Below are 19108 nucleotides of genomic sequence, written 5' to 3'. Positions count from 1 at the left end.
ATGCAGGTGCAACAGATTGAAATAAACAGCCAATGAAGGGTTATTTGTTCTCGGGCGCTACAAGTTGAGTGGTCACGAGGGCGGCCAGTGCGTTTTCCTGAGAACCGAAGCGGGCGAGCAGGGCGCTCTGTTTTTCGGGGCTGAGCCTTGACCAGATCTCGATCATCTTCTCGGCGGTGCCGATCAGTGCGCTGGCTTGGGTTTCGGTGAAATCACTCATGAATCAGTGTCTGCCTGTTGCTGGTTTTTCAGGCGTATTGAAAATCGGCAAAACCCTTTTTCGATACGCCTGAAAACAATCGCCTTCAGTCTTTGCTTCCGGCTTTCTGGCTCTCTTGAGCCGAGGGTGCTGCTTTCATTGCGACAGGTTGACCAAGCTCTTGTTGAGCCAGAGTCGACTGCTGCGGTTCCTGTTGGCCTGGTGGGAAGTTTGGAATCTCATGCATCGTGATCGCTCCTCGCAAGGGGTTGCAGATAGAACCGTGCTTCAAAAAAGCATGCGCAGGATAACCCACTGAAAATGACAATCAGGATATTTTTTTACCCTCAATGGCCATCCTGCGAAACAAAATCGCTTTTTTACTGTCTCCGGCTTCGCCTTGCGAGCGTCAGACCGCGCCGTTTTACGGGTCGCAACGGCATTGCCGCTGCCCGTTTGCCCGCCAGAATTTATTTACGGCCTTCTGCACCTTTGGCCACTTCATCGGTACGTGCAGCCATGATGAAATCGTTGCGATGCAGCCCTTTGATCGAGTGGCTCCACCAGGTGACAGTCACTTTGCCCCATTCAGTCAGCAGCCCCGGATGATGGCCTTCGGCTTCGGCGATTTCACCGACTGCGTTGGTGAACGCCAGGGCGAATTTGAAATTCTTGAACAGAAAGACTTTTTCCAGCTGCATCACGCTGTCGCGAACTTCGATGTTCCAGTCAGGGATCTGCCTGAGCAATTCCGGCAGTTCGGCTTCGCTGACCTGTGGGGCGTCGGCGCGGCAGGCTTCGCAATGGGCTTGATTCAAAGTGGTCATAAACAGGCGTTCCTCTTTCAGATACCTGGCCGCGGTCAGGCCGCGTTGCTTTTAGGTTTGGGTGGGAATTTTGGCGCATGCAACCCCAACTGCATGCCTTGCTCGACCAGCGCCATGATGTCTTCCTGGGCCAGATCGAACAACCGCTTGAGGTTCGGCAAGACAAAGTACAGCGGTTGCAGAATATCGATCCGGTAAGGCGTGCGCATCGCTTCAAGCGCGTCGAAAGGTTGGTGCTCCGGGGCTGACGACAGGCTGTAAACCGCTTCTTTGGGCGAGGAAAGAATACCGCCGCCATAGATTCGCCGACCTTGTGGCGTATCGACCAGCCCGAACTCGATGGTCATCCAGTACAGCCGGGCAAGATAGACGCGCTGCTCTTTGCTCGCGCTCAGACCGAGTGTGCCGTAAGTGTGGGTGAATTCGGCAAACCACGGGTTGGTCAGCAGCGGACAGTGGCCAAATATCTCGTGGAAGATGTCGGGCTCCTGCAGGTAATCCAGCTCTTCTTCGGTGCGAATGAACGTCGCTACCGGAAACCGCTTGCTGGCCAGCAATTCGAAAAAGGTCTGGAAGGGGATCAGTGCAGGCACGCGCTCAACTTGCCAGCCAGTGGTCTCACCCAGCACCTTGTTGATCTCGCCCAGCTGTGGAATCCGGTCGTGGGGGAGGTTCAGTTGCTCGATTCCGTCCAGGTATTCCTGGCAGGCACGGCCTTCGATGACCTTCAGCTGTCGAGTGATCAGGGTGTTCCAGACGGCGTGTTCGGCTGCGGGGTAATCAATGAAGCCCGAAGCATCCGGCTCACGGGCAACGTAGTGCGTCTGGGTCATGCTGATCCCCTCGGAAGGCTGTTGTTATTGTCACGTCTCTGTGTGCAGGAATAACCCGGTTTTACGGCAAAGTCAGCGACCTGTGAGGCGCCATCTCGTCTTGTTTTCAGGTGTTTCGTAACGAAAACTTTACGAATGGCCTGATTGCGCTCTGGATTGCGCGTCCTGCACGCTCGGCAAGCGTCTTGCTGTAACGTATTGTTGACGGGCAAGTTAGCCAATTCATAAAAATCGAAGCTCACAGGATGGACCACTCATGCGCATCAAGGTGCATTGCCAGAACCGCATCGGCATCCTTCGCGACATTCTCGATCTGCTGGTCGCCTATGGCGTAAACGTGGCACGCGGTGAAGTAGGCGGCGAGCATGGCGACGCGATCTATCTGCACTGTCCGAACCTGATCAATCTGCAGTTTCAGGCGTTGCGTCCGAAATTCGAGGCGATTACCGGCGTGTTCGGCGTCAAACGGGTCGGGCTGATGCCCAGTGAACGCCGCCACATGGAACTGAATGCCCTGCTTGGAGCGCTGGAGTTTCCGGTGCTCTCCATCGACATGTCCGGCGCCATCGTGGCCGCCAACCGCGCCGCTGCGCAGTTGCTGGGCGTGCGTGTCGATGAAGTACCGGGTATCCCGCTGTCGCGCTACGCCGAGGATTTCGACCTGCCTGAACTGGTGCGGGCCAGCCAGTCACGCATCAATGGCCTGCGGGTCAAGGTGCGCGGCGATGTGTTTTTGGCCGACATCGCGCCGCTGCAATCCGAACACGATGACAGCGAAGCGATGGCCGGCGCGGTATTGACCCTGCATCGGGCTGATCGGGTCGGCGAGCGCATCTACCATGTGCGCAAGCAGGAGCTGCGCGGCTTCGACAGCATTTTCCAGAGTTCGAAGGTCATGGCCGCAGTCGTTCGTGAGGCGCGACGCATGGCCCCGCTGGATGCTCCGTTGCTGATCGAAGGCGAAACCGGCACCGGCAAGGAACTGCTGGCCCGCGCCTGTCACCTCGCCAGCCCGCGTGGCCAGTCGCCGTTGATGGCACTCAATTGTGCCGGGCTGTCGGAATCGATGGCCGAGATCGAGCTGTTCGGCTACGACCCCGGCGCATTCGAAGGGGCGCGGGTAGAAGGCCGGCTCGGGTTGCTGGAGCTGACGGCGGGCGGAACACTGTTTCTGGACGGTGTAGGCGAGCTGAGTGCGCGTATGCAGGCCAAGCTGCTGCGCTTCATTCAGGACGGCAGCTTTCGTCGGGTCGGCAGCGATGAAGACATGTTCCTTGATGTGCGCGTCATGTGTTCGACGCAGGTCGATCTGTCCGAGCTGTGCGCCGCCGGGGCGTTCAGGCAGGATCTTTACCATCGGCTGAACGTATTGTCGCTGCACATTCCGCCGCTGCGTGACTGCCTGGACGGTCTTGAGCCGCTGGTGGAACATTTCCTCGATCACGCCAGCCGTCAGATCGGCTGTCCGTTGCCCGGCCTGTCGCCTGCGGCGCTCAAGCGCCTGAGCCAATACCATTGGCCCGGCAATGTCCGGCAACTGGAAAACGTGTTGTTTCAGGCCGTGTCGCTGTGCGAAGGCAGCAAAGTGCAGGCCGAGCATATTCGGTTGCCCGATTATGGTGGGCGCCATGACTTGACCGAGGGCGCTCTGGAAGGTGGCCTGGACGCCATTATCGGGCGCTTTGAAAAATCGGTGCTGGAGCAACTGTATGTGCAATATCCCAGCAGTCGCCAATTGGCAAAACGTCTGGGTGTTTCACATACAACGGTCGCCAATAAGTTGCGTGATCATCAAATAAGCAAAGGGTCTACAGCCGAGTAGCGATGGTCAGTCGAGTACAGGCCAATCCACGGCTGCATGCGCCTCGCCGTCAAACAGGCGAGGCGTTTGCATACGTGACAACAGCGCTGACCATCAGCCGTTGCTGCAGCCATTGCCCATCACCTGATAGCTCATGACGTGCCGTGCGCCTTCGGAGTCTTCGTAGACCATGCGCGCGGGCACCACTTCGCAGACATTGGGAATCTGGCTGATGGAGATCACCTTGGCGATGTCCAGATGGGTGCCGTAGGTGTATTGCTCGACACGGGCCTGTTGTGCGGCAACTTTGGTCTGTGATTCTTCGGCCACGGCAATGCTGCTGATACCGCACAGTGCCAATGCCATTATTAATGAAGCTTTCATTGCGGTTTACCTTTTTGAAAGTGAGCGCGTCCGCATCACGCTTTTGACGTCATGGGCGAGCGCTGATGAAGTGGTTTCCTGATCAGAACAACGCTGCGTGGGGGCAGCTGATGTTTGCCTTGCTGGCGGAGCGAATTCTAGGCCTGTTGCGAGGCCACATATATAAAGGCTTTGGATAAGCGCTTTTATCAAAATGGTAATAATCTAAAGCCGCGACACGCGTTGAGCGTCACGCGCGCGGCTTGTGGCTCAACGTCAGCCGCTCCGGTCCGCCGGTAATACCAACGTCGAATGGTTCCTCCGGGTGTGGCGGGATACAACGGGTGTATAAAACAACAACTATCCACCGAGGTAACCAAGATGAGTGCAGCTTCCCTGTACCCCGTACGTCCAGAAGTCGCAGCGACGACGCTGACGGATGAAGCGACCTACAAGGCCATGTACCAGCAGTCGGTGGTCAACCCGGATGGCTTCTGGCGTGAACAGGCTCAGCGACTCGACTGGATCAAGCCCTTCAGCGTCGTCAAACAGACTTCCTTCGACGATCACCGTGTCGATATCAAATGGTTCGCCGATGGCACGTTGAACGTGGCCTATAACTGCCTGGACCGCCACCTGGCCGAACGCGGCGACAGCCTCGCCATTATCTGGGAAGGCGACGATCCTTCCGAGCATCGCGAAATCACCTACCGCGAACTGCACGAAGAAGTCTGCAAATTCGCCAACGCCCTGCGTGGTCAGGACGTACACCGTGGCGACGTTGTCACTATTTATATGCCGATGATCCCCGAGGCTGTGGTCGCCATGCTGGCGTGCGCCCGGATCGGTGCCATTCACTCGGTCGTGTTCGGCGGCTTTTCGCCGGAAGCACTGGCGGGCCGTATCATCGATTGCAGCTCGAAGGTCGTCATCACTGCGGACGAGGGGCTGCGTGGCGGCAAGAAGACCGCGCTCAAGGCTAACGTCGACCGCGCCCTGACCAACCCGGAAACCAGCAGCGTGCAGAAGGTCATCGTCTGCAAACGCACCGGTGGCGAGATCGAATGGAACCGTCATCGCGATATCTGGTACCACTCGCTTCTGGAAGTGGCGTCCAGCACGTGCGCGCCGAAAGAGATGGGTGCCGAAGAGTCGCTGTTCATCCTCTACACCTCCGGCTCGACCGGCAAACCCAAGGGCGTGTTGCACACCACAGCGGGTTACCTGCTCTACGCGGCGCTGACCCACGAGCGCGTGTTCGACTACAAACCGGGTGAAATCTACTGGTGTACCGCTGACGTCGGCTGGGTCACCGGGCACAGTTACATCGTCTATGGACCGCTGGCCAATGGCGCGACCACGCTGCTGTTCGAAGGCGTGCCGAACTATCCGGACATCACCCGCGTGTCGAAAATCATCGACAAGCACAAGGTCAACATTCTCTACACCGCCCCGACCGCGATTCGCGCCATGATGGCCGAAGGCACCAAGTCGGTCGAAGGTGCTGACGGTTCAAGCCTGCGCCTGCTGGGTTCGGTCGGCGAGCCGATCAATCCCGAGGCCTGGGGCTGGTATTACAACACCGTCGGCAAGCAGAACTGCCCGATCGTCGATACCTGGTGGCAGACCGAGACCGGCGGCATTCTGATCAGCCCGTTGCCGGGCGCCACAGCCTTGAAGCCAGGTTCGGCCACGCGTCCGTTCTTCGGCGTGATCCCCGCGCTGGTGGACAACCTGGGCAACCTGATCGAAGGCGCGGCCGAGGGCAATCTGGTGATCCTCGATTCCTGGCCGGGCCAGTCGCGCACGCTGTACGGCGACCATGATCGTTTTGTCGACACCTACTTCAAGACGTTCCGGGGCATGTATTTCACCGGGGACGGCGCCCGTCGCGACGAAGACGGCTACTACTGGATCACCGGACGTGTGGACGATGTGCTCAACGTCTCCGGCCACCGCATGGGCACGGCTGAAATCGAAAGTGCGATGGTTGCGCACCCGAAAGTCGCCGAAGCTGCGGTGGTCGGCGTGCCGCACGATTTGAAAGGGCAGGGCATCTACGTTTACGTCACCCTCAATGCCGGTGAGGAGCCAAGCGACGCGCTGCGCACCGAACTGCGCAATTGGGTGCGCAAGGAAATCGGGCCGATTGCCTCGCCGGATTTCATCCAGTGGGCGCCCGGCCTGCCGAAGACACGTTCGGGCAAGATCATGCGCCGGATCCTGCGCAAGATCGCGACCGCCGAATACGATGCGTTGGGCGACATCTCCACCCTGGCTGATCCGGGTGTGGTGCAGCACCTGATCGACACCCACAAGACCATGAACGCGGCCTGACCGCCTGGTATCAAGCGCGCCCCGTCCGGTGAAAGCCGGGCGGGGCGCTGTTGTTTTCGGGCGGATTTATGTGTGTGAAACGGGATATATATCGAGTTGTTACGGGTTTACACGCCGGGTGCTTCATCGGGGGACGTTCTTCAGGCTTTTGTAGGAAAAGACGACGCATCTGCGTGTTTCATCAGTCATGTGGAACGCTGGGCTTGCCGGATTAGAAGGGTTTGCCAATAATGGGCGCGCTTTTTGCTGCGCTGACAGGTTGAACCTGCCTGGCTGGATCAGCAGAAAGATGCTCCGTCAATAGCGTGGAGCGGCTTTTCATGTGCTTCTGTAACTAGTTGTCGCATTGAAGAAATATCGACTTCGAGCCTGTCGTTAAAATGCCCGTCATTCGCCAAAGGTCTGTGAGCCGCCAAAGCGGTGTCACGCGCTTGACGTCGCTTTCCCCGAGATTGTCCTTTCGCACAGTGGGCGCTTGCTCACTTTGCCACTTGTCGTGCTTTACCGATGGAGTCCTGGAAATGAAAAAGCTCATGCTTATTGGTGCGATGGCGCTGTCCGTCCTCGCGCAGCCGATCTTCGCTGACGAAAAACCGCTGAAAATCGGTATCGAAGCGGCTTACCCTCCGTTCGCTTCCAAGGCACCGGACGGCAGTATCGTCGGTTTTGACTACGACATCGGCAATGCGCTGTGTGAAGAAATGAAGGTCAAGTGTACGTGGGTCGAGCAGGAATTCGACGGCCTGATCCCGGCACTGAAAGTACGCAAGATCGACGCAATCCTGTCGTCGATGTCCATCACCGACGACCGCAAGAAGTCAGTGGATTTCACTGGCAAGTACTACAACTCGCCAGCGCGCCTGGTGATGAAGGAAGGCACCACGGTCAGCGACAGCCTCGCCGAACTCAAGGGCAAGAAGATCGGCGTGCAGCGCGGCTCGATCCATGAGCGTTTTGCTCGTGAGGTTCTGGCCCCGGAAGGCGTGATCGTGACGCCGTACGGTTCGCAGAACGAAATCTACCTGGACATCGGCGCAGGCCGTCTGGACGGCACGGTGGCCGACGCAACGCTGCTGCAGGACGGTTTCCTGAAAACCGACTCCGGCAAGGGCTACGCGTTTGTAGGGCCATCGTTCACTGACCCGAAATATTTCGGTGACGGCATCGGTATCGCCGTGCGCAAGGGTGACAAGGCCAACCTCGATCGCCTCAACGCTGCCATCGCCGCGATCCGCGCCAACGGCAAGTACAAGGCCATTCAGGACAAGTACTTCGACTTCGACATCTACGGCAAGTAATTCACCGTCACGAGATGGCGCAAACAGGCCCGGCAGCGCGGCTCGCGATGAAACGGGACAGACCCTGGCTTGCGCCATTTTTTATTCCACGCTTGAGGACCGCACATCATGTTGAAAGGTTACGGAGCTGTCATCCTCGAAGGTGCCTGGCTGACGTTGCAGCTGGCCCTGTCGTCGATGGCTCTGGCGATCGTTCTCGGTCTGATCGGCGTGGCACTGCGCCTCTCTCCGGTGCGCTGGATCGCCTGGCTGGGCGATCTGTACAGCACGGTGATTCGCGGCATTCCCGACCTGGTGCTGATCCTGCTGATCTTTTATGGCGGTCAGGACCTGCTCAACCGCGTCGCGCCGCTGCTGGGCTTCGACGACTACATCGACCTCGACCCGCTGCTGGCCGGTATCTGCACCTTGGGCTTCATCTTTGGCGCGTACCTTTCGGAGACCTTTCGCGGTGCGTTCATGGCGATCCCCAAAGGGCAGGCCGAGGCGGGCATGGCGTATGGCCTGAGCAGCGGCAAGGTGTTCTTCCGCATTCTGGTGCCGCAGATGATTCGTCTGGCGATACCCGGCTTCACCAATAACTGGCTGGTGCTGACCAAGGCCACCGCGCTGATTTCCGTGGTCGGCCTGCAGGACATGATGTTCAAGGCCAAGCAGGCGGCCGATGCCACCCGCGAACCCTTCACTTTCTTTCTGGCGGTTGCGGCGATGTACCTGGTGATCACCAGCGTGTCGCTGCTCGCTTTGCGTTATCTCGAAAAACGCTACTCGGTAGGCGTCAGGGCGGCTGACCTATGATCTTCGACTACAACATGATCTGGGAAAACCTGCCGCTGTACTTCGGCGGTTTGCTGACCACCCTGAAGTTGCTGGCGATTTCCCTCTTCTTCGGGCTGCTTGCGGCGTTGCCACTGGGCCTGATGCGGGTGTCGAAAAATCCGTGGGTGAACATGCCGGCCTGGCTGTACACGTACGTGATTCGCGGCACGCCGATGCTGGTTCAGCTGTTTCTGATCTATTACGGGCTGGCGCAGTTCGACGCGGTGCGCGAGAGCTTCCTGTGGCCCTGGCTGTCCAGTGCGACGTTCTGTGCCTGTCTGGCGTTTACGATCAACACCAGCGCCTACACCGCCGAGATCATCGCCGGGAGCCTGAAGGCCACGCCAGCTGGCGAAATCGAGGCGGCCCGGGCGATGGGCATGTCGAAGGCCAAAATGTACCGACGCATCCTGCTGCCGTCGGCGTTGCGCCGCGCGCTGCCGCAATACAGCAACGAGGTGATCATGATGCTGCAGACCACCAGCCTCGCTTCCATTGTCACGCTGATCGACATCACCGGTGCGGCCCGCACGGTCAACGCGCAGTTCTACCTGCCTTTCGAGGCCTATATCACCGCAGGCGTTTTCTACCTGTGCCTGACATTCATTCTGGTGCGACTGTTCAAGATCGCCGAACGTCGCTGGCTGGGCTATCTCGCCCCACGGAAGGCCTGAAATGCAACGAATCGATCATGTATTGCCGTGGAGCACCCTCGGCACCGAACGCACGCTCAGTGTCTTTCGCTTCGGCACTGGCGAGCGCAAGGCCTATATTCAGGCCAGCCTGCACGCGGACGAGCTGCCGGGCATGCGCACCGCGTGGGAACTGAAAAAACGCCTGACTCAGCTGGAGCAGCAGGGCGCGCTCAAAGGCGTTGTCGAGCTGGTGCCAGTTGCCAACCCGCTGGGCCTGGGGCAGTTGTTGCAAGGTGCGCATCAAGGCCGTTTCGAGTTTGGCAGCGGCAAGAATTTCAATCGTGATTTCACCGAACTGAGCGAGCCGGTCGCCGAGTTGCTGGAAGGTCAGTTGGGCGATGATCCGCGTGCCAATACCCAGTTGATTCGTCAGGCGATGACCACTGCACTGGACCGTTTGCCCGCCGCGCAATCCGAATTGCAGGGCATGCAGCGCATCCTGCTCAAGCACGCCTGCATTGCTGACGTCGTGCTGGATCTGCATTGCGATGCCGATGCCGCGCTGCACATGTACGCGTTGCCGCAACACTGGCCGCAGTGGCGCTCGCTGTCGGCGCACCTGAATATTCAAGTGGCGCTGCTGGCCGAGGATTCCGGCGGCAGTTCCTTCGATGAGGCCTGCTCGCTGCCTTGGCTGCGCCTGTCGCGGATCTTTCCGCAGGCACAAATCCCGCTGGCCTGTCTCTCCACCACTATTGAACTGGGTGGTCAGGCCGACACCGGCAAACCGCAGGCCGAAGCGCACGCTGAAGGTATTCTGGCGTTTTTGGCCGAGCAGGGTTTCATCAGTGGCGACTGGCCGCAGCCCGCTCACGACGCCTGCGAAGGCATGCCGTTCGAAGGCACCGAACTGATTTACGCGCCGCATCCCGGCGTGGTGACTTTTCTGCGGGCCGCAGGTGACTGGGTCGAGGTGGGCGAGCCGGTGTTCGAAGTCATCGATCCGCTGTCCGATCAGGTCAGTACCCTGTGTGCGAAGACGGCCGGTGTGCTGTTCGCTATCGAGCGGCTTCGTTACGCTCAACCCGGCTTCTGGCTGGCCAAAGTGGCGGGGCGCACCGCGCTGCGTCACGGACGTCTGCTCAGTGATTGACCGTTCTGTGGGAACCGAAAGCATGAACAAACTGGAAGTGCAGGATCTGCACAAGCGCTATGGCAGTCACGAAGTGATCAAGGGTGTTTCCCTGACCGCCAAAGCGGGCGATGTGATCAGCATCATCGGCTCCAGCGGCTCCGGGAAAAGCACCTTCCTGCGCTGCATCAACCTGCTCGAACAGCCCCATGCCGGCAAGATCCTGCTCAACAATGAAGAGTTGAAGCTGGTGCCGAACAAAGAGGGCGGCCTGAAGGCTGCGGACGCCAGACAACTGCAGCGCATGCGCTCGCGGTTGTCGATGGTGTTTCAGCACTTCAACCTGTGGTCGCACATGACGGCCTTGCAGAACATCATCGAAGCGCCGGTTCATGTGCTGGGCGTCTCGAAAAAGGAAGCGCTGGAAAAGGCCGAACACTACCTGGCCAAAGTTGGTGTTTCCCATCGCAAGGACGCCTACCCTGGTCACATGTCCGGTGGCGAACAGCAGCGTGTGGCAATCGCCCGCGCGTTGGCGATGGAACCCGAAGTGATGCTGTTTGACGAGCCGACCTCGGCACTCGACCCTGAGCTCGTCGGCGATGTGCTCAAGGTCATGCAGGGGCTGGCTCAAGAGGGCCGGACCATGGTGGTGGTCACTCATGAAATGGGCTTCGCCCGTGAAGTTTCCAACCAGCTGGTTTTCCTGCACCAGGGTGTCGCGCTGGAGCGTGGCAACCCGCGCGAAGTGCTGGCCAATCCGCAGACCGAGCGCTTGCAGCAGTTTTTGTCCGGCAGCCTCAAGTGACGATCGGCATCGCATAGCGATGCCCTTTTATGGCAGAACAGGTCATGCTGCGCGACGCGCGACATGACCTGGATGTTCCAGATCGAGCCTTTTTCCCGAGGCCCGGCTTTTGCGGCAATACGTAACGGATGTCCCAATGACTGCCCATCGAATAGGTTTCCTCGTCTGGCCTGGCACCAAAGCCCTGACCCTGGCGCTTGCCGAGGAAGCCTTGCGCGTTGCTCAGCGCGTACATCCTGAAGTGGTCTACGAATTGTCGTTTCTGCAGGCCGAAGCGGCCGAACCTGACCCGATTGCCGGTGGGTGGCAATTGCCGGGCGAGCCGTGGGCCGGGCAACTGGAGGGTTTGCAGAAGCTGTTTCTGCTGGCCGATGAGCCGCCTGCGTCCGTGGCCCCGGCGCTGAGCAGCGCGCTCAAGCAACTGGTGCGGTCCGGCTGTTCGATAGGCGGGCTGTCTGCCGGCGTTTATCCCTTGGCTCAGTTGGGCTTGCTGGACGGCTACCGCGCCGCCGTCCACTGGCGCTGGCAGGATGATTTCGCCGAGCGCTTCCCGAAGGTTATTGCCACCAGCCATCTGTTTGACTGGGACCGCGACCGGTTGACTGCCTGTGGCGGCATGTCGGTGCTCGACCTGTTGCTGGCGGTGCTGTCTCGCGATCACGGTGCCGAGCTGGCCGGTGCGGTTTCCGAAGAACTGGTGGTCGAGCGCATTCGTGAGGGCGGCGAGCGTCAGCGCATTCCGTTGCAGAATCGCCTGGGTTCCAGCCATCCGAAGCTGACCCAGGCGGTGCTGTTGATGGAAGCCAATATCGAAGAGCCGCTGACCACCGATGAAATCGCCCAGCATGTGTGCGTATCGCGCCGTCAACTGGAGCGGATTTTCAAGCAATACCTCAATCGCGTGCCCAGCCAGTACTACCTCGAACTGCGCCTGAACAAGGCACGGCAGATGCTGATGCAGACCAGCAAGTCGATCATCCAGATCGGCCTTTCCTGCGGGTTTTCGTCAGGGCCGCACTTCTCCAGCGCCTACCGCAACTTTTTTGGCGCCACGCCGCGTGAAGACCGCAACCAGCGACGCAGCAGCAGCCCGTTCGAGCTTTCACCGGTGCCTGCCGAGCGCGGGTGAGTGTCTTGTCACAACGCAAGTGCTGTGCCGACAGCGCTGGTCCAGACACTCATCTTCAATCCGTTTAAACTGCGCCTTTGTGACGCAATATGTCGCATTGCCGAAAACCTTGAAAAAACCCGGTTTTGCGCTGTAACAAGTTGTCGCCTGGCGGCAAGGCCGAACAGAATTCAGTCCTTACAATCTTCCCATCGCTCGCCAGTTTCAGGCAGGCGTTCCTCATCAGGAGACTCCGATGTCCGTTGAGCATGCTGCGGTGCAACGCGCCGATTTCGACCAGGTAATGGTCCCCAATTACGCCCCGGCCGGGTTCATCCCTGTGCGCGGTGCGGGTTCCCGGGTCTGGGATCAGGCGGGGCGCGAACTGGTGGATTTCTCGGGCGGGATCGCCGTCAATGTACTGGGCCACTGCCACCCGGCGCTGGTCGGTGCCTTGACCGAGCAGGCCAATAACCTCTGGCATGTGTCCAACGTGTTCACCAACGAGCCCACCCTGCGTCTGGCTAAAAAGCTGGTGGACTCGACCTTCGCCGAGCGCGTGTTCTTCTGTAATTCGGGTGCCGAAGCCAACGAGGCGGCCTTCAAGCTGGCGCGCCGTGTGGCGCATGATCTGCACGGCCCGGAGAAGTACGAAATCATCGCCGCGGTCAACAGCTTCCACGGTCGTACCCTGTTCACCGTGAGCGTCGGCGGCCAGCCGAAATATTCCGATGGTTTCGGGCCGAAGATCACCGGCATCAGTCATGTTCCGTACAACGACCTTGAAGCATTGAAAGCGGCTGTGACAGACAAGACCTGCGCCGTGGTGCTGGAGCCGATTCAGGGCGAAGGCGGCGTTTTGCCGGGCCAGCTGGAATACCTGCAAGGCGCGCGCAAACTGTGTGACGAGCACAACGCACTGCTGGTGTTCGACGAAGTGCAGAGCGGCATGGGCCGCAGCGGCCATCTGTTTGCGTACATGCATTACGGCGTGACCCCGGACATCCTCTCCAGCGCCAAAAGCATCGGCGGCGGCTTCCCGCTGGCAGCCATGCTGACCACTGAAAAGCTCGCCAAACACTTCGCCGTTGGCGTCCACGGCACCACGTATGGCGGTAACCCGCTGGCCTGTGCAGTGGGTGAGGCGGTGATCGACGTCATCAATACGCCTGAAGTGCTGGCTGGCGTGCAGCGCAAGCATCAGCAGTTCAAGACCCGTCTGGAAAGCATCGGCCAGCAATACGGTGTATTCACCGAAGTGCGTGGCCTGGGCCTGTTGATCGGTTGCGTGCTGTCCGAAGCCTGGAAAGGCAAAGCGAAAGACATCTTCAACGCCGCCGAAGCTCAGGACCTGATGATTCTGCAGGCCGGCCCCGACGTGATTCGTTTTGCGCCGAGCCTGGTGATCGAAGATGCCGACATCGAGGAGGGCCTGAACCGCTTCGAGCGTGCCATTGCCAAGCTGACGTCCTGATTCGAGTGCTGTCTCCGGCGCTGGCCTGACGGGCCGGCGCCGTACCTTTTCCTGCGTTGTGCAGCATTACGCTGCCTGGCGCGTTCATCAGAGCCGGTCGCAGACACCGGTCGATCTACAAGGAGTGGCACCATGCTGGTAATGCGCCCTGCGCAAATGGCTGATCTGGCCGAGGTTCAACGCCTCGCTGCCGACAGCCCTATCGGTGTCACGTCCTTGCCCGACGACGCTGGCCGTCTGACCGACAAGATCGGTTCGTCGGAGGCGTCTTTCGCCGCCGAGGTCAGCTTCAACGGTGAAGAAACCTATTTCTTCGTCCTGGAAGACAGCGAAAACGGCAAGCTGGTGGGCTGCTCGGGCATCGTCGCCTCGGCGGGCTATTCCGAGCCGTTCTACAGCTTTCGTAACGAAACCTTCGTGCATGCTTCCCGCGAACTGAAGATTCACAACAAGATTCATGTGCTGTCCCAGTGCCACGACCTGACCGGCAACAGCCTGTTGACCAGTTTCTACGTGGTGCCGGAACTGGTGGGCACGTCCTGGTCGGAGCTTAACTCCCGTGGCCGCTTGCTGTTTGTTGCCAGTCACCCCGAGCGCTTTGCCGATTCGGTGGTCACCGAGATTGTCGGTTACAGCGACGAACAGGGCGACTCTCCGTTCTGGGATGCCATCGGGCGCAACTTCTTCGACCTCAACTATGCCGCCGCCGAGCGCCTGTGCGGGCTGAAAAGCCGGACCTTCCTCGCCGAGCTGATGCCGCATTACCCGATCTACGTGCCCTTGCTGCCCGATGCTGCGCAGGAGGCGATGGGCCAGGTGCATCCTCGGGCGCAGATCACCTTCGATATCCTGATGCGCGAAGGCTTTGAAACCGATCACTACATCGATATTTTCGACGGTGGCCCGACCTTGCATGCCAAGGTGTCCGGCATTCGTTCTATCGCCCAGAGCCGTCTGGTGCCGGTCAAGGTCGAGACAGCGAACAGCAGCGATGTCGGTACAGGCGGGCGGCTGTATCTGGTTGCCAACGGGCTGCTGCAGGATTACCGCGCAGTATTGCTGGAACTGGATTGGGCGCCGGGCCGGCCGGTGGTGCTGAGTGTGCAGGCCGCCGATGCGCTGGGCGTGGGTGAAGGTGCCAGTGTGCGGATCGTCGCGGTCTGAGCCAGACGTTCGATTGCTGATTAGCGAGTTTCAAGGCTCTCGATGAGCCGCTGAGGAGATAACATGATCGTTCGTCCCGTACGCAGCAGCGACCTGCCCGCGTTGATCGAGCTGGCGCGCAGCACCGGCGCCGGTCTGACGACGCTGCCTGCCAATGAGCAACGTCTGGCGCACCGTGTCGATTGGGCTGAAAAGACGTTTCGCGGCGAAGCCGAGCGCGGTGACGCTGATTATCTGTTTGTGCTCGAAGACGACGACGGCCGGGTGGTCGGCATTTCCGCCATCGCCGGGGCGGTCGGCCTGCGCGAACCTTGGTACAACTACCGGGTGGGCCTCACGGTCAGCGCATCGCAAGAACTGAACATCTACCGGGAAATCCCCACGCTGTTTCTGGCCAACGACCTGACCGGCAATTCCGAACTGTGCTCGCTGTTTCTGCACAGCGATTCGCGCAACGGCCTCAACGGTCGCCTGCTGTCGAAGGCGCGCATGTTGTTCATCGCTGAATTCCCGGCACTGTTCGGCAACAAGATCATTGCCGAGATGCGCGGCATGTCCGACGAGAACGGCCGCTCGCCGTTCTGGGAAAGTCTCGGGCGACACTTCTTCAAAATGGAATTCAGCCAGGCCGACTACCTGACCGGCGTGGGCAACAAAGCGTTCATCGCTGAACTGATGCCCAAGTTTCCGCTGTACAGCTGCTTTCTGTCCGAAGACGCACGTAACGTGATCGGGCGCGTACACGCCGACACCGAGCCTGCGCTGACCATGCTCAAGGGTGAGGGCTTTTCGTATCAGGGTTATGTCGACATCTTCGATGCCGGCCCGGCCATCGAGTGCGAAACCGGCAAGATCCGCGCCGTGAAGGACAGTCAGGCATTGGTGCTGGCCATCGGCACCCCGGGCGATGACGCCCCGCAGTTTCTGATCTACAACCGCAAACGTGAAGATTGCCGCGTCACCGTCGGCGCTGCGCGCTTTGCTGCCGGCACACTGGTGGTGGCCCCGCAAACCGCCAAGCGCCTGCGCATGAGCGCTGGCGACAATGTCCGTGCAGTGCCTTTGTCTGTGGCGCGGGAGGGCGTTTGATGAATACGCTGTATATCGCAGGTGCCTGGTGCGACGGGCAGGGCGAGTTGTTCAATTCGTTGAACCCGGTGACCCAGCACACGCTGTGGTCCGGGCAAGGTGCCACGGCAGAACAGGTCGAACAGGCGGTGCAGGCTGCACGTCAGGCGTTTCCCGGCTGGACGCTTCGCTCGCTGGATCAGCGCGTTGTGGTGCTGGAAGCTTTTGCGGCCAGCCTCAAACAGCATGCAGATGAACTGGCGCATTGCATCGGTGAGGAAACCGGCAAGCCGTTGTGGGAATCGGCGACTGAAGTGACCAGCATGGTCAACAAGATCGCCATTTCAGTGCAGAGCTATCGCGAAAGAACCGGCGAAAAAAGCGGCCCGCTCGGCGATGCCACGGCGGTGCTGCGCCACAAGCCACATGGCGTGGTCGCGGTATTCGGGCCATACAACTTTCCCGGTCACTTGCCTAACGGTCATATCGTCCCGGCGTTGCTGGCTGGCAACACGGTCCTGTTCAAGCCCAGCGAACTGACGCCGAAAGTCGCCGAACTGACGGTGAAGTGCTGGATCGAAGCCGGGCTGCCTGCCGGGGTTCTGAACCTGCTGCAAGGTGGTCGTGAAACCGGTATCGCACTGGCGGCCAATCCCGGCATCGACGGGCTGTTCTTCACCGGTTCGAGCCGTACAGGCAATGCGCTGCACCACCAGTTTGCCGGGCATCCGGACAAGATCCTTGCGCTGGAAATGGGCGGCAACAATCCGCTAGTGGTCGATCAGGTTCAGGACATCGACGCTGCGGTCTACGCGATCATTCAGTCGGCATTCATTTCCGCAGGCCAGCGTTGCACCTGTGCGCGTCGCCTGCTGGTGCCGGAAGGCGACTGGGGTGATGCCTTGCTGGCTCGCCTGGTGGCTGTCAGCGCGACCCTTGAAGTCGGCCCTTTCGATCAACAGCCAGCACCGTTCATGGGCTCGGTGATTTCGCTCGAGGCGGCGCGTGCCTTGCTTGACGCCCAGCGCAGTCTGCTGGGCAATGGTGCCGTGACGTTGCTGGAAATGCGCCAGCCGCAACCCGGCGCGGCGCTGCTGACGCCGGGGATTGTCGATGTCAGCGCTGTGCCGGACAGGCCGGACGAAGAGCTGTTCGGCCCGTTGTTACAAGTGATTCGCTACGCCGATTTCGATGCAGCCATCGTTGAAGCCAACGCTACACGGTACGGTCTGGCGGCGGGTTTGCTGTCTGATTCAGACGCGCGCTATCAACAGTTCTGGCTGCAAAGCCGCGCCGGTATCGTCAACTGGAACAAGCCGTTGACCGGAGCCGCCAGCAGCGCGCCGTTCGGCGGCGTCGGGGCGTCGGGGAATCACCGGGCCAGCGCTTATTACGCCGCTGATTACTGCGCGTACCCGGTTGCTTCGCTGGAAACCGGCAGCCTGACCTTGCCGGCGGCATTGACGCCCGGCCTCCGACTGAACTGACCGTGTGCGCCACGATTGCTTATAAAAACAGATCCACGGAGCCTTACCGATGAAGTCCTGTGAAGTGAATTTTGACGGTCTGGTCGGGCCAACCCACAACTATGGCGGGTTGTCCTACGGTAACGTTGCCTCTCAAAGCAACAGCCAGCAGTGCGCGAACCCGCGTGAAGCGGCGCTGCAGGGTCTGGCGAAAATGAAAGCGCTGATGGACCTGGGTTTTACTCAAGGTGTGCTCGCGCCTCAGGAACGTCCTGACGTTGCCGGTCTGCGGCAATTGGGTTTCACCGGCAGCGACGCGCAGGTGATCGAAAAGGCTGCCCGCCAGGACATGCCGCTGCTGGTTGCCAGCTGTTCGGCGTCGAGCATGTGGGTGGCCAACGCGGCGACGGTCAGCCCCAGTGCCGACACCGCTGACGGTCGTGTGCATTTCACCGCGGCCAACCTCAATTGCAAATACCACCGCAGCATCGAACACCCGACCACCCGTCGTGTGCTGGAAGCGATGTTTGCTGATGCGAAGCACTTTGCTCATCATCCGGCGTTGCCCCCAGTCGCGCAGTTCGGTGACGAAGGGGCAGCCAACCACACCCGTTTCTGCGCGGATTACGGCCAGGCCGGTGTGGAGTTCTTTGTGTTTGGGCGCAGCGCCTTCGACACCCGCTACCCGGCGCCACAGAAATACCCGGCCCGCCAGACCCTTGAGGCGTCACGAGCCGTTGCCCGTCTGCACGGCCTGAGTGAAGAGGGCGTCGTCTACGGGCAACAAAATCCTGCCGTGATCGATCAGGGCGTGTTTCACAACGACGTGATTGCGGTCGGTAATGGCGAGGTGCTGTTTTATCACGAGGACGCCTTCCTCCATACCGAGCGGCTGCTCGGCGAACTGCGCGAAAAGCTGGGCCGAGCGGGCGGGCAATTACGGCCTGTCTGCGTGCCGCGTGCCGACGTTTCGGTTCAGGACGCGGTGCGCTCGTACCTGTTCAACAGTCAATTACTGTCACGCCCCGATGGCTCGATGGTGCTGATCGTGCCTCAGGAGTGCCAGGCCAATGCGAACGTCTGGGGGTACTTGCAGCGGCTCATCGCCGACCAGGGCCCGGTGGTCGAGGTCAAGGTGTTCGACCTCAAGCAAAGCATGCAGAACGGCGGTGGCCCGGCATGCCTGCGTTTGCGTGTGGCACTCAAGGAAGCCGAGCTGGCGGCGGTGAATCCGGGCGTGATCATGACGGCTCCGCTTTATGAAACACTGACGCAATGGGTCGACAGGCATTACCGTGATCGCATGAGTGAAAACGACCTGGCCGATCCGCAATTGCTGACCGAGTGCCGGACAGCATTGGATGAACTGACGCAAATCCTTAAACTGGGCGCTGTTTATCCCTTTCAACTGAATTGAAACACCTTGCGCGCCGGGCAAACGCCCGACGCACGATTTCCTTTAGAGAGAGCATTCCAACATGAGCGACGCCCTGCAACTGATCCTTGAAGACACCGACGGCACCCAGCTGGAAACGTCCTGCACCCGCGTTGCCGTGATCTGGCAGGGCAAGGAACTGTGGATTCAGCAGGATGGCCGTGGCCAGCTGCTGATCGGCGTTGACGTCGAAGAAGACGATGCCGAATACGCCAACCTGCTGCTGCGTCCGCTGGCGACCAATCTGGTCAGCCTGCAACTGGAAATGGAGCCGGCCGACATCGGCGCTGAAGAAGACGGTCACGTTCACGGCCCTGACTGCAACCACTGAGGACGCCCGC

At 60.0% G+C, this 19108-nt stretch carries 18 protein-coding genes; 14 read left to right on the top strand and 4 right to left on the bottom strand.

The window, feature by feature from the left end; genetic code table 11:
• Nucleotides 1-40 precede the first annotated feature (40 nt).
• The 3 genes from BW686_RS17625 to phhA form a co-directional block, all read right to left on the bottom strand.
• Nucleotides 41-220, bottom strand: coding sequence for a hypothetical protein (locus tag BW686_RS17625; RefSeq protein WP_084918817.1), 180 nt, complete (start codon nt 218-220; stop codon nt 41-43).
• A 449-nt stretch (nt 221-669) separates the two neighbouring features.
• The gene (locus tag BW686_RS17620; protein WP_084918816.1) at nt 670-1026 is read right to left on the bottom strand and encodes a 4a-hydroxytetrahydrobiopterin dehydratase; all 357 of its coding nucleotides are present in this window, start codon (nt 1024-1026) and stop codon (nt 670-672) included.
• A 35-nt stretch (nt 1027-1061) separates the two neighbouring features.
• Complete coding sequence (phhA, locus tag BW686_RS17615; protein ID WP_084918815.1) at nt 1062-1859, bottom strand: phenylalanine 4-monooxygenase; 798 nt, start codon at nt 1857-1859, stop codon at nt 1062-1064.
• Between the two features lie 256 nt (nt 1860-2115).
• Between phhA and BW686_RS17610 the strand changes: the two genes are divergently transcribed.
• Nucleotides 2116-3681, top strand: a complete 1566-nt coding sequence (locus tag BW686_RS17610; RefSeq protein ID WP_084918814.1) for a sigma-54-dependent transcriptional regulator — start codon at nt 2116-2118, stop codon at nt 3679-3681.
• Nucleotides 3682-3774: 93 nt separating this feature from the next.
• Here BW686_RS17610 and BW686_RS17605 read toward each other — a convergent pair whose 3' ends face one another.
• Complete coding sequence (locus BW686_RS17605) at nt 3775-4044, bottom strand: DUF2790 domain-containing protein (RefSeq protein ID WP_084918813.1); 270 nt, start codon at nt 4042-4044, stop codon at nt 3775-3777.
• A gap of 360 nt (nt 4045-4404) precedes the next feature.
• Here BW686_RS17605 and acs point away from each other — a divergent pair, with 360 nt between their 5' ends.
• The 13 genes from acs (at nt 4405) to BW686_RS17535 (ending at nt 19098) form a co-directional block, all read left to right on the top strand.
• Nucleotides 4405-6360: an acetate--CoA ligase gene (gene acs, locus BW686_RS17600; protein ID WP_084918812.1), complete on the top strand. Its 1956-nt coding sequence runs from the start codon at nt 4405-4407 to the stop codon at nt 6358-6360.
• 521 nt (nt 6361-6881) lie between these two features.
• Nucleotides 6882-7658 (top strand): ABC transporter substrate-binding protein, encoded by a 777-nt coding sequence (locus BW686_RS17595; protein WP_084918811.1) that lies wholly within the window; start codon nt 6882-6884, stop codon nt 7656-7658.
• Between the two features lie 108 nt (nt 7659-7766).
• The gene (locus tag BW686_RS17590; protein WP_002554442.1) at nt 7767-8456 is read left to right on the top strand and encodes an ABC transporter permease; all 690 of its coding nucleotides are present in this window, start codon (nt 7767-7769) and stop codon (nt 8454-8456) included.
• Nucleotides 8453-9151 (top strand): ABC transporter permease, encoded by a 699-nt coding sequence (locus BW686_RS17585; protein ID WP_084918810.1) that lies wholly within the window; start codon nt 8453-8455, stop codon nt 9149-9151. The genes BW686_RS17590 and BW686_RS17585 overlap by 4 nt, the downstream gene beginning before the upstream one ends.
• Nucleotide 9152: 1 nt before the next feature.
• Nucleotides 9153-10265 (top strand): M14 family metallopeptidase, encoded by a 1113-nt coding sequence (locus tag BW686_RS17580; protein WP_084918809.1) that lies wholly within the window; start codon nt 9153-9155, stop codon nt 10263-10265.
• Nucleotides 10266-10287: 22 nt separating this feature from the next.
• Nucleotides 10288-11052 (top strand): ABC transporter ATP-binding protein, encoded by a 765-nt coding sequence (locus tag BW686_RS17575; protein ID WP_084918903.1) that lies wholly within the window; start codon nt 10288-10290, stop codon nt 11050-11052.
• Between the two features lie 136 nt (nt 11053-11188).
• Nucleotides 11189-12181 (top strand): transcriptional regulator ArgR, encoded by a 993-nt coding sequence (argR, locus tag BW686_RS17570; protein ID WP_084918808.1) that lies wholly within the window; start codon nt 11189-11191, stop codon nt 12179-12181.
• Between the two features lie 235 nt (nt 12182-12416).
• The gene (locus tag BW686_RS17560; RefSeq protein ID WP_084918807.1) at nt 12417-13634 is read left to right on the top strand and encodes an aspartate aminotransferase family protein; all 1218 of its coding nucleotides are present in this window, start codon (nt 12417-12419) and stop codon (nt 13632-13634) included.
• 132 nt (nt 13635-13766) lie between these two features.
• Nucleotides 13767-14798, top strand: coding sequence for an arginine/ornithine succinyltransferase subunit alpha (gene aruF / locus BW686_RS17555; RefSeq protein ID WP_084918806.1), 1032 nt, complete (start codon nt 13767-13769; stop codon nt 14796-14798).
• A 63-nt stretch (nt 14799-14861) separates the two neighbouring features.
• Nucleotides 14862-15887: an arginine N-succinyltransferase gene (gene astA, locus BW686_RS17550; protein ID WP_084918805.1), complete on the top strand. Its 1026-nt coding sequence runs from the start codon at nt 14862-14864 to the stop codon at nt 15885-15887.
• Nucleotides 15884-17353 (top strand): succinylglutamate-semialdehyde dehydrogenase, encoded by a 1470-nt coding sequence (gene astD / locus BW686_RS17545; protein WP_179149300.1) that lies wholly within the window; start codon nt 15884-15886, stop codon nt 17351-17353. The genes astA and astD overlap by 4 nt, the downstream gene beginning before the upstream one ends.
• Nucleotides 17354-17402: 49 nt before the next feature.
• Complete coding sequence (astB, locus tag BW686_RS17540) at nt 17403-18749, top strand: N-succinylarginine dihydrolase (protein ID WP_084918803.1); 1347 nt, start codon at nt 17403-17405, stop codon at nt 18747-18749.
• Between the two features lie 61 nt (nt 18750-18810).
• Nucleotides 18811-19098 carry a topoisomerase II gene (locus tag BW686_RS17535; RefSeq protein ID WP_084918802.1) on the top strand — a complete coding sequence of 96 codons (288 nt, stop codon included), beginning with the start codon at nt 18811-18813 and terminating at the stop codon, nt 19096-19098.
• Nucleotides 19099-19108 lie beyond the last annotated feature (10 nt).

The organism is Pseudomonas syringae, assembly GCF_002157375.1.
Classification (GTDB): Bacteria; Pseudomonadota; Gammaproteobacteria; order Pseudomonadales; family Pseudomonadaceae; genus Aquipseudomonas; species Aquipseudomonas syringae_T.
The sequence above is the reverse complement of the archived record's forward strand: the minus strand, read 5'-3'. Positions and strand labels throughout refer to the sequence as shown.

Bases quoted from the DNA above. Each gene is read 5' to 3' on its own strand.
- BW686_RS17625 (WP_084918817.1), bottom strand. From the start codon at position 220: ATGAGTGATTTCACCGAAACCCAAGCCAGCGCACTGATCGGCACCGCC.
- BW686_RS17620 (WP_084918816.1), bottom strand. From the start codon at position 1,026: ATGACCACTTTGAATCAAGCCCATTGCGAAGCCTGCCGCGCCGACGCC.
- phhA (WP_084918815.1), bottom strand. From the start codon at position 1,859: ATGACCCAGACGCACTACGTTGCCCGTGAGCCGGATGCTTCGGGCTTC.
- BW686_RS17610 (WP_084918814.1), top strand. From the start codon at position 2,116: ATGCGCATCAAGGTGCATTGCCAGAACCGCATCGGCATCCTTCGCGAC.
- BW686_RS17605 (WP_084918813.1), bottom strand. From the start codon at position 4,044: ATGAAAGCTTCATTAATAATGGCATTGGCACTGTGCGGTATCAGCAGC.
- acs (WP_084918812.1), top strand. From the start codon at position 4,405: ATGAGTGCAGCTTCCCTGTACCCCGTACGTCCAGAAGTCGCAGCGACG.
- BW686_RS17595 (WP_084918811.1), top strand. From the start codon at position 6,882: ATGAAAAAGCTCATGCTTATTGGTGCGATGGCGCTGTCCGTCCTCGCG.
- BW686_RS17590 (WP_002554442.1), top strand. From the start codon at position 7,767: ATGTTGAAAGGTTACGGAGCTGTCATCCTCGAAGGTGCCTGGCTGACG.
- BW686_RS17585 (WP_084918810.1), top strand. From the start codon at position 8,453: ATGATCTTCGACTACAACATGATCTGGGAAAACCTGCCGCTGTACTTC.
- BW686_RS17580 (WP_084918809.1), top strand. From the start codon at position 9,153: ATGCAACGAATCGATCATGTATTGCCGTGGAGCACCCTCGGCACCGAA.
- BW686_RS17575 (WP_084918903.1), top strand. From the start codon at position 10,288: ATGAACAAACTGGAAGTGCAGGATCTGCACAAGCGCTATGGCAGTCAC.
- argR (WP_084918808.1), top strand. From the start codon at position 11,189: ATGACTGCCCATCGAATAGGTTTCCTCGTCTGGCCTGGCACCAAAGCC.
- BW686_RS17560 (WP_084918807.1), top strand. From the start codon at position 12,417: ATGTCCGTTGAGCATGCTGCGGTGCAACGCGCCGATTTCGACCAGGTA.
- aruF (WP_084918806.1), top strand. From the start codon at position 13,767: ATGCTGGTAATGCGCCCTGCGCAAATGGCTGATCTGGCCGAGGTTCAA.
- astA (WP_084918805.1), top strand. From the start codon at position 14,862: ATGATCGTTCGTCCCGTACGCAGCAGCGACCTGCCCGCGTTGATCGAG.
- astB (WP_084918803.1), top strand. From the start codon at position 17,403: ATGAAGTCCTGTGAAGTGAATTTTGACGGTCTGGTCGGGCCAACCCAC.
- BW686_RS17535 (WP_084918802.1), top strand. From the start codon at position 18,811: ATGAGCGACGCCCTGCAACTGATCCTTGAAGACACCGACGGCACCCAG.